This window comes from Serratia sp. PL7 (assembly GCF_945957435.1).
This window is the reverse complement of the sequence record NZ_CAMFLB010000010.1, coordinates 14,403-28,350: the sequence shown is the minus strand read 5'-3', so window position 1 is coordinate 28,350 and position 13,948 is coordinate 14,403. Positions and strand designations below refer to the sequence as shown.

Sequence of the window (13,948 nt, the reverse complement as noted above, 5' to 3'; positions counted from 1 at the left end):
TTCACCGCTCCTGCGTTGGGCTACCGGCAAAATGGCGGACAATGTCTGCCACCATCTCACTGGCGCTGTAGTAATCCACCCGGAATGCATGTGCACCGAGGCTGTAAACCCGGTGTTGTTGTACCGAAGGCAACCGCTGAAGCAGAGGGTCATGCAGAAACTCGTTAATCCTGACGTCGCCTGCGCTCAACAGAAACGTGGTGCCCGCCGTTAACTGCGTCAGATTCTCATATTCAGCCCAGATAAAGTCGCCGGAGCGGGTAAGATTGCTTTGCCAGGCCGGGTTTGGCGCTTCGATCGAAAACCCTAACGACTCGAGTAAACGGGCATGCACGCTGGCCGGTGTTGCCACGGGATTGACGGTTCCCGGGCCGTTAAAATTGATAATATTGGCTTGTCCATCAGGCAGATGGATTTGCTGGCGGGCGTTGGTAAGCAGCGAGTCAAAACCGCCGATCCGCCGTTCAACCTGCGCCTCAAGCCCTAGCGCGGCTCCCAGCTCACGGGCCAGAGCTTGCCAGGTCTGGTTGCCATAATTCACGATAATGACCGGCGCAATGGCCCTCAGTTCAGCCAAATGAGCGCGCGATGAGTCTGCGCCATTGATTGAGACGACGATCAAATCGGGGGCGGTGGCATAGGCCAGTTCGAGATCAACACTGCCCGCAGGCCAGGCTTTAGCAATGTTGCGCTGCTCGGCCACCTTGACCCATTGCCCAAAGAACTGGCCGTTCACGGCCGTCGCGCTGGCGACAACCGGCGCATCAATCGCCAGTAACGTTCCGGTGACACTGACGGAAGTCGAAAGAATACGGCCCGGAGGGGACGGGATCTGAGTGAAGGAGCCATCCGCGTTGTGAAACGCCCTGGGCCAACCTTGTGCAAAGCCCTGGCCGCTGCCCATCAGCAAGGCCAGTAATAATAAAAACCCCAACACGGGATGACGACGTTTACCCGGTAACAACCTCATCTTCTGCTTGCTCCCTGTGCATAGCCCCGGGGTGCCATCTCAGTGACCACGGAGTGAATTTATGTGCCTCGTATAACCTTACCCTGCTCAATGTATCGCCAACAACATAAAAAAGAATAATTTTCATTCGCATTAAGCTCTGTTATATATTTAGGCGGCTTCCGTTGGCCAATCAGGAACGATATGCAATGAAATCATTGACTCCAATGCAGGCGGCCTCATGGGTAGGCAGGCACTCTGAGCAGGCATTAGGCGGCGTTGCCGCACATTTGTACGCAGAATTCGATGGCACTATCACTGATATCCCCCGCTTTCGGCACGCTGTGGATGCACTCTACCGCACGCACCCAATGCTGCGTCTTCATGTCACCGCAGAAGGGCTACAGCATGTGGTTGCCAGTCATCCACCACTGGGCATCGATGATTTTTGTCATTACCCACCAGCCGAAGTACAACGATTGCTGGCTGACAAGCGGCGGCGCATGGAGAACCAGCAGTTGCTGCGTGATCAAGGCTACCCGTGCGAAATCAGCCTGACGATATTGCCAGGGCAGGCCAGCCGGCTGCATATCGATCTGGATATGATCGCCGCGGATGCCCTCTCTTTTCGGATCGTGGTGGAAGATCTCGCCCGCTTCTACCAACAACCACCGCCACAGTGCGCCCCAGTGATGGAGGTCGCCTGGTTTCGCTATCTGGCACAGCGTTCTCACGATCCGCTGCTGCTTAGCGCCAGAGAACGAGACCGCGCCTGGTGGCGGCAGCGTTTAGCGGATATTCCCCCTGCTCCCGCCATTCCCTATACGGACAGGCAGTGTCAAACCCGCAGAATGGCAATCCAGCTTAATCCCCAAATCAGCCATGCCTTGCAGCGCTGCGCGCGTCACCACCATCTGACGTTAAGCTCGCTTTTCCTTGCTTTGTTCAGCCTGACGATAATGGAAGGTTTCAGGCAACCCGCGTTGCGCATCAACGTACCGACCTTTTTCCGCGCTCCCAAGATTGCGGGCGGTGACGACATCGTCGGTGATTTTTCCGATCTGCTGTTGTTCAGCGCCGAGCTGCGACCCGATGAAACGCTGCTGCATTATTGCCAGCGCACCATGACGCAGTTGCACGAAATCCTGGGTCACGGCGGCTATTCAGGGGTGAGCGTGATGCGCGACCTTTCGCGCCAGCAGGGCCAACTGCAATACTCCCCCATCGTCTTTACCGCCGGGTTCGGTATCTCCGGTGGCGTGCTGTTCTCTGAGCGGGTCGACAGGCAATTGGGTGAACTGGCGTGGGTCATTTCTCAGGGGCCGCAAGTCGCGTTGGACGCGCAGGTAGCCTGGATTGGCGATGAAATTCTGATCAACTGGGATGTGCGTGAGGATGCGTTTCCCCCCGGCCAACTGCATCAACTCTTTACGCGTTTTCACAGGCTCGCCGAACGCCTGGCCGCGACACCGCAGCATATTGATGACAGCGTTTCCCGCTGGTTGGCACCTCCAGCGGCAGTACGGCAAAAGGAGAAGCGAATGGGGAAACCATTAACGGCGCTCCAGCAGGCTTATCTGCTGGGAAGCAGCGAGCAATGGCCGCTCGGTGGCGTTGCCATGCACGATTTCAGGACCTTTAGGGGGCTCATCGATCCTGCGCACTTCCGCCGTCGGCTGGCAGAGTTGGTTAATCACTTCGCCGCGTTACGCACCTGGATCGAGGAGGAAACACAGCAGCAGCACATTCTGCCTGAGCTGGAACCTCATCTGGAAGAAATCGATCTACGCGATGCCAGTGCAGAAGACGCAGCTAAAAAAGTGCAACAGCTACGACAGCATTACCAACAGAGCCGCCACGATCCGTCGTCGCCCCCTTGGCGGATCATTCTGATTACCTTGCCTGGCGCAACGGAGCACCAGATTTTCACCAGCTTTGATGCGCTGATCCTCGACGGCCAAGGGATCTCGCATATCATCGCCCGGCTATTTGATGAACAACCGCTTGCGGCACTTGAGCATGACACTGCACCGAGCGAAGCAGATGAAGAAGAGCGGGAGCGGGCAAAAGCCTGGTGGCAAGACAAGCTGGCGCAGGTCGTTACTCCTTGCCGGCTTCCCTGGCAGCAACCTTTAGGCGAGATCGTGCAACCCTGCTGGCGGCGTGAACAACAAATTCTGGATGCCAGCCACCTGAAGCTGCTCACTCGCCTTGGTGCATCCCGGGGGCTATTTGCCAACACTACTCTGTCGGCTATCGTACTCGATACGTTGGCGCTCTGGTCGGAAGATGAAGCGCTCACGGTCGGCATCCCCGTTGCCTTCCCGGCCAAAGAGGGGCAAGCCACCAATCGATCGACGTTTATTGCCATTCACTACGTCCGTCATAACAAGCCGTTAGTCGACAATGCCCAACGTTTGCAAGAAGACATTCTTGGCGGATTGCAAAACCTTGCCTGGTCAGGTGTGGATCTGGCTCGCCAATTGTCACCGCGAACCGGACATGCTCCCGCGCTGCCGGTGATCCTGACCAACTGCCTGAGCTGGGAAACGCTTCCGGCCAACACGTCAATCCGTACCGAAAGCGGTCTGACCCAAACGCCGCAGGTCGCACTGGATATTCGCCTAATGTACGATGAGCAGCGCAATTTACTGATAATTGCCGACTATGTTGAGCAGGCTCTCGCGCCCGAACAGGTGAGCGCTATGCTGAATGCAATCCACCAGCGTATGTTGCATATAGTCTCTCAGGGTTCGCTGAATATCCCCGTCCACGAAACGATGAATTACCCGCATTACCGGGCTAACACTCCCGCCAGCACAGCCGTAAGCGACGATTTTCTGGGCCGCATCGCAGAAAATCTGTTTTCCGGCACTCGTGATGGGGTAGCCGTGATCTGTGGCAAACAACAATTGCGCTGGCAGGCGCTGGGTGAGCTCGTCGCCAGCATGGCCAACGGACTGCTCGCGCGTCAGTTGAGGGCGGGGAGCGTGGTGGCAATTTATCTTCCACGCGGCCTGGAGCATATCGGTATCTCGCTAGCCTGCTCCCTGTTAGGGATTATCCGGGTGCCGATAGATATTAGTTCGCCTACAGAACGGACGGCATTTTTACTGGAAAATTGCCAACCCGAGCTGGTGATATGCGATGAAGACGCCGCAATCCCAGGCTCAGCCACGCCTGATGAGCTCAAATCCGCCAACGTCAGCCCACCTCGGTTTGGCGCTCAAAGCGACAGCAGCCAGCCCGCCTATTATCTCTATACCTCTGGCACCACGGGCAAGCCGAAATGCGTCGTGCTGAATAACCGGGCAACGGCCAACGTGCTTGGGCAAACCCTCGCCCACTGGCAGATCACCGAGCGAGATGTCTTTATCTCGGTAACGCCGCTGCACCACGATATGTCGGTGTTTGACGTGTTTGCCTCACTCAGCGTGGGCGCAACGCTGGTGCTGCCAGCCAGGCATGAGGAAAAAGACGCCATCAGTTGGGGCCACCTGGTGGCACAACACCGGATCACGCTGTGGTGCTCTGTGCCAGCGATCCTGGAAATGCTGCTGGACTGCGCAACGCCAGAGCAGCTCTCCTCCCTGCGGCTAGTAGCCCAGGGCGGCGATTACATTAAGCCCGCCACCATCCGGTTATTGCGTTCAAGGCATCCTCATCTGCGGCTGATGTCACTCGGCGGCCCGACGGAAACGACTATCTGGAGCATCTGGCACGAGATCACCGCTAGCGACACGGAACAAATTCCCTATGGCAAGCCGCTGGCGGGTACTCAGTATTTTATCTGTCATGACAGCGGTGAACATTGCCCTTGCGGCGTGGCTGGGCGCATCCACACAGCCGGGGCCAATCTGGCCTGTGGCTATCTGGAGAATGGAGCGTTAGTACAGCACGACTTTGTTGACGTGATGACTCCAGATGGCATTAGCGAGCGAACGTTCCGTACCGGAGACATTGGCTATTACCGGCCTGACGGCGTCATCATGTTTGCCAACCGTATTAATGGCTACGTTAAAATTCGCGGCGTACGGATTTCACTGCCGGAAATCGAAGAAGCGCTGCGCCAGCATCCAGCCATCGAGGATATTGTGGTGCTCGATTACGCGGTGGACGATACACCAGAAAAGTCGTTGGGTGCGGTCTATCTATCAGCACATAAGGTCCTGCCGAGCATGTCGGAGCTGCGCATCTTCGCACAGCGCTATTTGCCCGCAACTCACATCCCTGGCCGCTTCATTGTGCAAACCCGCTTTCCCCTCTCGGCAAATGGCAAAGTCGATCGCCATGCGCTACGTACCGAACTGGAACTATCTCATTCGGCAACGCTCGCCGCCCCGGCGACACCTCAGCAAACGGTACTGGCAATCTATTGCGCCGTGATGGGCCAGCCGCTGCGGCCTGAATGGCATCATCAGACCCCGTTTCTTGCCATGGGGCTGAAACTCGGCCATATGCCCACGCTTAGAGAGAGGATCAACGTGGAACTCGGCGTTTCACTGCCAGTTGCGACCTTGATTAAGTGCAAAAACGCCGATGAGGTTTGCTCGCTGCTGCGTTAAAAAGCCAATCTCCGCCAGCGAACCAGCCCGCTGGCGGAAGATCTTATTGGTTTAGCAGTTGGTAAACCGGCTGCTGTCCCGCTTCGGGCATCATCGCCCTGCTCAGGAAGCTGCGCAGGTGTGTGAACATCTCCTCGACATTCAGCGAAGCATACATCGCAGGATCGGCATCGATGTCGATATGCAGTTCGCTCGCATCCGTACGGCCACGCCAGGTAATGTTAAAACCATCCCCTGGGCCGCTCGCCATGACTTCCCGCTCTGCTTCACAGCCTGCAAACAGCGGAGGATCGAAAGGAAGCACGTTGATCAACGGTGAGAAAAAGTAACGCGTTCCTTTTCCCAACCCCTGATCGGCGGCCAGTGTCTCAATACGATAACGCCCGTGAGCACGCAGGTCTCGCAACGATTTCGCGGTGCGTTTGACGTAGTCCACAACCTTCTCCAGTGGCTCGACCTGAACAAACAGCGGCAGAATATTCACCGCCAACGCTGGGACGCTGGCGGCCACCATCCCACGGCGATTCATAACGGGCACCCAGATTGGCTGTACCTCAGCCTTATTTTCCCCATAAAGCCGAAACGTCAACCAGGCAGCGGAAAGTGCCAGTAGCAAATCCGGCCAGCCTGTACCGCAGCGCTCGGAAAAGGTGCTCAACTGCTGGCTAAAACGCTCAGGTAGTACCGCTTCGCTGTGCAGACACTCCGCACCGTAGTCCTCCCCTCCCTTTTGCAGAACCGGGAGCGAAGGCGCGTTGGTAACATATCGCCGCCAATATTCGGCGTCCTGCTGCGACTTTTCGCTACTGGCGTACCGCTGCTCTTCAGCCAGAAAATCATAAAACGCGTGGAAAGGTTGGCTAGCGGTGGATTTTTGCAGGCGGGCGCGGTAAAGCTCAGCGAGACGATGTTCGATCAGCGCCATGCCGAAACCATCAATAATAATGTGATGTGCCCGGATATATACGGTGTAATGCGTAGGTGAAAAGCGGATCAACCAAACGACCGCCAGCGGCTGACTCAGCAAATTGAGCTGACGCTCGATGTCGGCCTGCATCATCGACTCGGCAACATCGGTCTGTTGTAACTCAAGCAGACGTACCTGAGGACGCAGTTGGGGATTACAGCGCTGTAGCGGTAGTTCGTCATTGTCAGGCAGTTGAAACTGGATGGTAAAAACATCGGTTTCAGCAACAACCTGCTCCAACGCCGCTAACAGCCCCAGCTCATCAAGCTCGCCGCGTAGCGTAATGCGGTGGGCAACGGTAGAGACGGGCTGATGCGGGTGAAAGCTAAACTCCTCCCAAAAATCAAACTGTGCCGGTGTCAGCGGCAACCAACGGACTGACTGAACAGTTTCCAACATGTTCCATCCCTTTTCAGTTTTTCAGTGTTGTGAAACAGCGGCGTTTTATTCACCACCCGGTGAACGCCCAGCTTCACCTCAGAGAACGATATATGGCTCACGACATGCTCAGCACTGAAAATAAAAAGAATAGGTTGCACGATCTGACAGGATGAGTGGCCCACCCATTGATGGAAATAGTAATCATTATCAATAAAAAATGAAATATCTTTGCTGCATTTTCAGCTAAAACCAACGAAGGGAAGAAAGATGAAGACGGTACAATAGAAAAACAAAGCCGCATGCTTTGTGAATCTGCCACTGGATAGCATCTCTTTGAACCTGATTATAAGCCTGGGCTGGCGCTCCCCCTGCTTGCAGAATGCCAGCCCTTTGCCGACCCACTCTTTTTTGCCCTGGCTCGCAATTTTTCGAATGTGACGTTCCCCTCATTCTGCCACTATGCTTTAATGTGCTAAACCGGTTTAATTAAGTTTAGCTAAAGAGAAATATCAGCATGAATACAAAAGTTTGGGTTCTAGGTGACGCAGTCGTCGACCTGCTACCGGAAAGTGAGGGCCGCCTGCTGCAATGCCCTGGCGGCGCACCGGCTAACGTGGCGGTAGGCGTCGCCCGCCTTGGCGGCAACAGCGGCTTTATCGGGCGCGTCGGCGACGATCCGTTTGGCCGCTTTATGCGCCATACTCTGCAACAGGAGCTTGTCGACGTCAGCAATATGCGGCTCGACAGTCAGCACCGCACCTCCACCGTAGTAGTCGACCTTGACGATCAGGGCGAGCGGACGTTTACCTTTATGGTGCGTCCCAGTGCAGACCTGTTTCTGACAGAGGAAGATCTACCGGAATTTGCCGCCAATCAATGGTTACACGTGTGTTCCATCGCGCTCAGCGCCGAACCCAGCCGCAGCACTACCTTCAAGGCGATGGAGCAGATCAAACGAGCCGGAGGCCGGGTCAGCTTTGACCCCAATATTCGCCAGGACCTCTGGCAAGAGCAGGACCTGTTGCACGCCTGCCTCGATCGCGCCCTGCGCCTGGCAAACGTGGTAAAGCTCTCGGAAGAGGAGCTGGTATTGATCAGCGGCAGTGATGATCTAACACAGGGAATCGCCAAGGTAACTGAACGTTATCAGCCTGAATTGTTACTGGTCACTCAAGGTAAAGCGGGGGTACTCGCCGCATTTCAGCAGCAGTTCATCCATTTCCGCACTAAACCCGTTGCCAGCGTGGATACCACCGGCGCGGGGGACGCTTTTGTCGCTGGCCTGCTCGTCAGCCTTTCTACGCAAGGGATGCCGACGGACATCGCCTCACTGGAATCCACGCTCACTCTGGCACAAGCCTGTGGTGCATTGGCCACAACGGCCAAAGGTGCGATGACCGCCCTCCCCTACCAGCGCGATCTTAATCGCCAGTTTTGATCCTTCAGGCCGCCCTGCGCGGCCCACTTTGTTGCATCTATCACACTTATTAAACCGGTTTAGCAAATTATATTCCCAGATCTTGCAGGTCATGTTTAACATAGCAATAAAACCGGTTTAGCAAAAACACACACCTTTCAATTTTACTTTTGGGATGCGACCAGCATGTATAAAAAAAGCACACTCGCGGTTCTTATCGCTTTGCTAACCGGCACCGGCTCAGCCCACGCGCAAACGGATCTCAGTACCATAGAAGCCCGTCTGATAGCGCTGGAAAAACGCCTGCAGGATGCTGAAAACAGAGCGCAAACGGCGGAAAACCGCGCCGAGTCGGCGGAGAAAAAAGTCCAGCAGCTCACGACGCAGCAGCAAAAAAACCAGGACACCACGCGGGAAGTCGCTCAGCGGACCGCAAAGCTTGAGAAGAAGGCCGATGAGAAAAGCGGCTTTGAGTTCCACGGCTATGCCCGCTCCGGTCTGTTAATGAACGACGCAGCCTCCAGCAGCAAAAGCGGCCCTTACCTGACGCCAGCCGGAGAAACCGGCGGCGCTATCGGCCGTTTGGGCAACGAAGCCGATACCTACGTCGAACTGAATCTCGAGCATAAACAGACGCTGGATAATGGCACGACCACCCGCTTCAAAGCGATGCTGGCCGATGGACAAAAAACCTATAACGACTGGTCGGCAGACTCCAGCGACCTGAATATCCGCCAGGCGTTTGCCGAACTCGGCAGTTTACCGAGCTTTGAGGGACCGTTTAAAGGCTCCACGCTGTGGGCCGGTAAACGTTTCGACCGCGACAACTTTGATATCCACTGGCTCGATTCCGACGTGGTGTTCCTCGCGGGAACCGGTGGCGGTATTTACGACGTGAAGTGGAACGATAGCGTTCGCAGCAATTTCTCTATTTATGGGCGTAACTTCGGCGATCTGGAGAATGTCGATAACAATGTGCAGAACTACATTCTGAGCATGAACCACTTTATCGGTCCGGTGCAGGTAATGGTGAGCGGCCTACGAGCTAAAGATAACGACGACCGTAAAGATGACAACGGCAATGCCATCCAGACCGACGCTGCCAATAACGGCGTGCATGCACTGGTTGGCTTGCATAACGACAGTTTCTACGGTCTGCGTGAAGGCAGCAGCAAAACCGCGCTGCTCTATGGTCACGGTCTGGGAGCGGAAGTCAAAGGCATCGGCTCCGACGGTGCGCTCCTCTCTGATGCCAATACCTGGCGTTTTGCCAGCTACGGCACCACGCCGCTTAGCGAACGCTGGCATATCGCCCCGGCGGTACTGGCACAGAGCAGCAAAGACCGTTACGTCAAAGGGGATAGCTACGAATGGGTCACCTTTAACATGCGTCTGATCCAGGAGATCACCCAGAACTTCGCACTCGCCTACGAAGGCAGCTATCAATACATGGATCTGCATCCCGAAGGCTACAAAGATCGCAACGCTGTTAACGGCAGTTTCTATAAACTCACCTTCGCCCCGACGTTTAAAGCAGGCAACATCGGTGATTTCTTCAACCGTCCCGAGCTGCGCCTGTTCGCCACCTGGATGGATTGGAGCAAAAAGCTGGATAACTACGCCAGCGATGACTCCTTCGGCAGCAGCGGTTTCACCGCTGGCGGTGAGTGGAATTTCGGTATTCAGATGGAAACCTGGTTCTGACGGTTAAAAACCTGACGACAGAAACAACCGGGGCGACAAAGCGCATTTTGTCGCCCCGAACACAATAATGACGCAGAAACTGCGCACCCGTCGCCACGGGCACAAAACACGTAAATCATACGCATTCAGAGGGTACTATGGATTTTAAACAGATCTCCCACTCGCTGCTTCCGCTTTTGGGAGGTAAAGAAAATATCGCCAGTGCCGCGCACTGCGCCACGCGCCTGCGTCTGGTGCTGGTAGATGATTCACTGGCCGACCAGCAGGCCATCAGTAAAATCGAAGGGGTTAAGGGCTGCTTCCGTAACGCTGGACAGATGCAGATTATTTTCGGCACCGGGGTGGTGAATAAAGTCTACGCCGCCTTTATCCAAGCAGCAGGTATTAGTGAGTCCAGCAAATCGGAAACCGCCGACATCGCGGCAAAAAAGCTGAACCCTTTCCAGCGTATCGCCCGCCTGCTGTCGAATATCTTCGTACCGATTATCCCGGCAATCGTCGCCTCCGGCCTGCTGATGGGCCTGCTGGGAATGGTCAAAACCTACGGCTGGGTTGACCCAAACAACGCCATCTACATCATACTGGATATGTGCAGCTCGGCGGCGTTTATTATTCTGCCGATCCTGATTGGCTTTACCGCTGCCCGCGAGTTTGGCGGTAACCCTTATCTTGGCGCGACGCTCGGCGGCATTCTGACCCACCCGGCGCTGACCAATGCCTGGGGCGTAGCTGCCGGTTTCCACACCATGAACTTCTTCGGTCTTGAAATTGCCATGATCGGCTACCAGGGCACGGTGTTCCCGGTGCTGCTGGCGGTGTGGTTTATGAGCATCGTTGAGAAACAGCTTCGTCGCGTCATTCCCGATGCGCTGGATCTGATCCTGACGCCGTTCCTGACGGTGATCATTTCCGGTTTTATCGCCCTGTTGATTATCGGCCCGGCTGGTCGCGCGCTCGGCGACGGCATCTCGTTTGTCCTCAGCACACTGATTAGCCATGCCGGTTGGCTGGCCGGGCTGCTGTTTGGCGGTCTCTATTCGGTGATTGTGATTACCGGTATTCACCACAGTTTCCACGCCATCGAAGCCGGGCTGCTGGGCAACCCGTCCATCGGCGTCAATTTCTTGCTGCCGATTTGGGCCATGGCCAACGTCGCCCAGGGCGGCGCCTGTCTGGCGGTATGGTTTAAAACCAAAGACGCGAAAATCAAAGCCATTACTCTGCCCTCGGCATTTTCTGCCATGCTGGGGATCACCGAAGCGGCGATTTTTGGTATCAATTTACGCTTTGTGAAGCCGTTTATCGCCGCGCTGATCGGCGGCGCGGCGGGCGGCGCTTGGGTGGTGTCAATGCACGTCTACATGACCGCGGTTGGCCTTACGGCAATCCCTGGCATGGCCATCGTGCAGGCCAGCTCGCTGCTGAACTACATTATCGGGATGGCCATCGCCTTTGGCGTCGCTTTTGTGGTCTCTCTGGTACTGAAATACAAAACGGACGCCGAATAATGTCACTTCCATCACGCTTGCCTGCAATTTTGCAGGCAGTTATGCAGGGCCAGCCGCGCGCGCTGGCCGATAGCCACTACCCCCGTTGGCACCCTGCGCCCGTGACAGGGCTCATGAACGATCCCAACGGTTTTGTCGAATTTGCCGGACGCTATCACCTGTTCTATCAGTGGAATCCGCTCGCCTGCGATCACAAGTTCAAATGTTGGGCGCACTGGAGTTCAGCCGATCTGCTGCACTGGCAGCATGAACCGATCGCGCTGATGCCTGACGAAGAGTATGACCGCAACGGCTGCTACTCCGGCAGCGCGGTGGATAACGATGGCACGCTAACCCTGTGTTATACCGGCAACGTCAAATTTGCCGATGGTAGCCGAACCGCATGGCAATGCCTGGCGACGGAAAACGCCGATGGTACCTTCAGTAAACTCGGCCCGGTGTTGCCGCTGCCGGAAGGCTATACCGGTCACGTGCGCGACCCGAAAGTCTGGCAGCATGAAGGCCGCTGGTACATGGTGCTGGGAGCACAGGATCTGCAAAAACGCGGCAAGGTGCTACTGTTCAGCTCCACAGACCTCCATCAGTGGATGGCCAAAGGTGAAATCGCCGGATGCGGCATCAATGGCCTGCGTAACGCGGGCTATATGTGGGAGTGTCCGGACCTGTTTCCACTCGGCGACCAGCATGTCCTGATTTGCTGCCCGCAGGGGATCGCTCAAGAGAAAGAGCGCTATCTCAATACCTACCCGGCGGTGTGGATGGCCGGTGCTTTCGACTACGCCAGCGGCACCTTCAAACACCATGAGCTGCACGAACTGGACGCCGGATTCGAGTTTTACGCCCCGCAAACTACGCAGACTAGCGACGGCCGCCGCCTGCTGGTCGGCTGGATGGGCGTGCCGGACGGCGAAGAGGTGCTCCAGCCGACGCGTGCCAACGGCTGGATCCATCAGATGACCTGCCTGCGCGAGCTGGAGTTTATCGACGGTAGGCTCTATCAGCGCCCACTGCGTGAACTGACCGCTCTGCGTGGCAAAGCGCACGGCTGGCAGGAAGCCGCCCTGCCGTTGGTTCCGATGGAAATCACCCTGGAAACTACCTGCCACGACGCGTTAAACATCGATTTCGGCGGCGCGTTAACCCTGGAGTGCGATGCCAACGGCATCCGCCTGGCGCGACGCAGCCTCGCCAGCGACGAAACGCACTATCGCTACTGGCGCGGTACGATCCGCTCGCTGCGTATTTTCATCGACCAGTCGAGCGTGGAAATTTTCATCAACGAAGGTGAAGGGGTGATGAGCAGCCGCTACTTCCCGAACTATCCGGCACAGCTGGTTTTCACGGGCAAAATGCCCGGCGCATTCTGTTACTGGCCGCTGCGGACATGCATGGTAGAATAAGCGTTTTGCTTTCAGGCTCATGGCGTCGTAATGAAAACCAAACGCGTTACCATTAAAGATATCGCCGAACTGGCTGGCGTTTCCAAAGCGACCGCCAGCCTGGTGCTTAACGGGCGTGGCAAAGAGCTACGCGTGGCGCAGGAAACGCGCGAGCGCGTGCAGGCAATTGCCCGCGAGCAGCACTATCAGCCGAGCATTCACGCCCGCTCGCTGCGCGATAACCGCAGCCACACCATCGGGCTGGTAGTACCGGAAATCACCAACTACGGCTTTGCGGTCTTTTCCCACGAGCTTGAGATGCTGTGCCGCGAGGCGGGCATCCAGCTGCTTATCTCCTGTACCGACGAAAACCCCGGTCAGGAGAGTATGGTGGTCAATAATATGATTGCTCGTCAGGTCGATGGACTGATCGTCGCGTCCTGTATGCATAACGACGCCGACTACCTGAAACTTAGCGAGCAGTTGCCGGTGGTGCTGTTTGACCGTTGCCCGAATGAAAGTGGCCTGCCGCTGGTGATGACCGATTCTATTACCCCGACGGCAGAGCTGATTTCTCGCATCGCACCTCAGCATAGCGATGAGTTCTGGTTTTTAGGCGGTCAGCCACGGCTCTCACCATCACGCGACCGTCTGGCGGGCTTTACTCAGGGTTTGGCACAGGCAGGCATTCAACTGCGTCCGGAATGGGTGATCAACGGCAACTATCATCCCAGTTCCGGCTATGAGATGTTCGCCGCACTCTGCGCCCGTCTCGGCCGTCCGCCAAAGGCGCTGTTTACCGCCGCCTGCGGACTGCTGGAAGGGGTGCTGCGCTATATGAGCCAACATCATTTGCTCGATTGCGACATCCATCTGGCGAGCTTTGACGATCACTATCTGTATGATTCGCTGTCGCTGCGTATCGACACCGTGCAGCAGGACAACCGCCAGTTGGCCTGGCACTGCTACGATCTGATCAGCCAGCTTATCGACGACAACACGCCTGAGCCGCTACAGCGCTACCTGCCCGCAGCCCTGCAAATTCGCCATCGTTAATTTACGCATCAAGGCCAGTATG

Annotated in this window: 8 protein-coding genes; 6 read left to right on the top strand and 2 right to left on the bottom strand. The window is 56.2% G+C overall.

The window, feature by feature from the left end; translation table 11 throughout:
* Nucleotide 1: 1 nt before the first annotated feature.
* Nucleotides 2-970, bottom strand: coding sequence for a Fe2+-enterobactin ABC transporter substrate-binding protein (gene fepB, locus N6G83_RS30675; protein WP_211136214.1), 969 nt, complete (start codon nt 968-970; stop codon nt 2-4).
* A gap of 188 nt (nt 971-1,158) precedes the next feature.
* Between fepB and N6G83_RS30670 the strand changes: the two genes are divergently transcribed.
* The gene (locus tag N6G83_RS30670) at nt 1,159-5,514 is read left to right on the top strand and encodes an amino acid adenylation domain-containing protein (RefSeq protein ID WP_260524079.1); all 4,356 of its coding nucleotides are present in this window, start codon (nt 1,159-1,161) and stop codon (nt 5,512-5,514) included.
* Nucleotides 5,515-5,557: 43 nt separating this feature from the next.
* On the opposite strand, the gene N6G83_RS30665 is transcribed toward N6G83_RS30670, so the two are convergent.
* Nucleotides 5,558-6,880 (bottom strand): condensation domain-containing protein, encoded by a 1,323-nt coding sequence (locus N6G83_RS30665; RefSeq protein ID WP_211136345.1) that lies wholly within the window; start codon nt 6,878-6,880, stop codon nt 5,558-5,560.
* Between the two features lie 496 nt (nt 6,881-7,376).
* Between N6G83_RS30665 and N6G83_RS30660 the strand changes: the two genes are divergently transcribed.
* The 5 genes from N6G83_RS30660 (at nt 7,377) to N6G83_RS30640 (ending at nt 13,926) form a co-directional block, all read left to right on the top strand.
* A complete protein-coding gene (locus N6G83_RS30660; protein ID WP_211136344.1) occupies nt 7,377-8,300 on the top strand; it encodes an aminoimidazole riboside kinase in 924 nt (307 codons plus the stop codon).
* 165 nt (nt 8,301-8,465) lie between these two features.
* Nucleotides 8,466-9,983 (top strand): carbohydrate porin, encoded by a 1,518-nt coding sequence (locus N6G83_RS30655; RefSeq protein WP_211136343.1) that lies wholly within the window; start codon nt 8,466-8,468, stop codon nt 9,981-9,983.
* A 137-nt stretch (nt 9,984-10,120) separates the two neighbouring features.
* Nucleotides 10,121-11,491: a sucrose-specific PTS transporter subunit IIBC gene (locus tag N6G83_RS30650; RefSeq protein WP_074031748.1), complete on the top strand. Its 1,371-nt coding sequence runs from the start codon at nt 10,121-10,123 to the stop codon at nt 11,489-11,491.
* Nucleotides 11,491-12,891, top strand: coding sequence for a sucrose-6-phosphate hydrolase (locus N6G83_RS30645; protein WP_199062962.1), 1,401 nt, complete (start codon nt 11,491-11,493; stop codon nt 12,889-12,891). Before N6G83_RS30650 ends, N6G83_RS30645 begins: the two co-directional genes overlap by 1 nt.
* Before the next feature lie 30 nt (nt 12,892-12,921).
* The gene (locus N6G83_RS30640) at nt 12,922-13,926 is read left to right on the top strand and encodes a LacI family DNA-binding transcriptional regulator (RefSeq protein ID WP_074031746.1); all 1,005 of its coding nucleotides are present in this window, start codon (nt 12,922-12,924) and stop codon (nt 13,924-13,926) included.
* Nucleotides 13,927-13,948 lie beyond the last annotated feature (22 nt).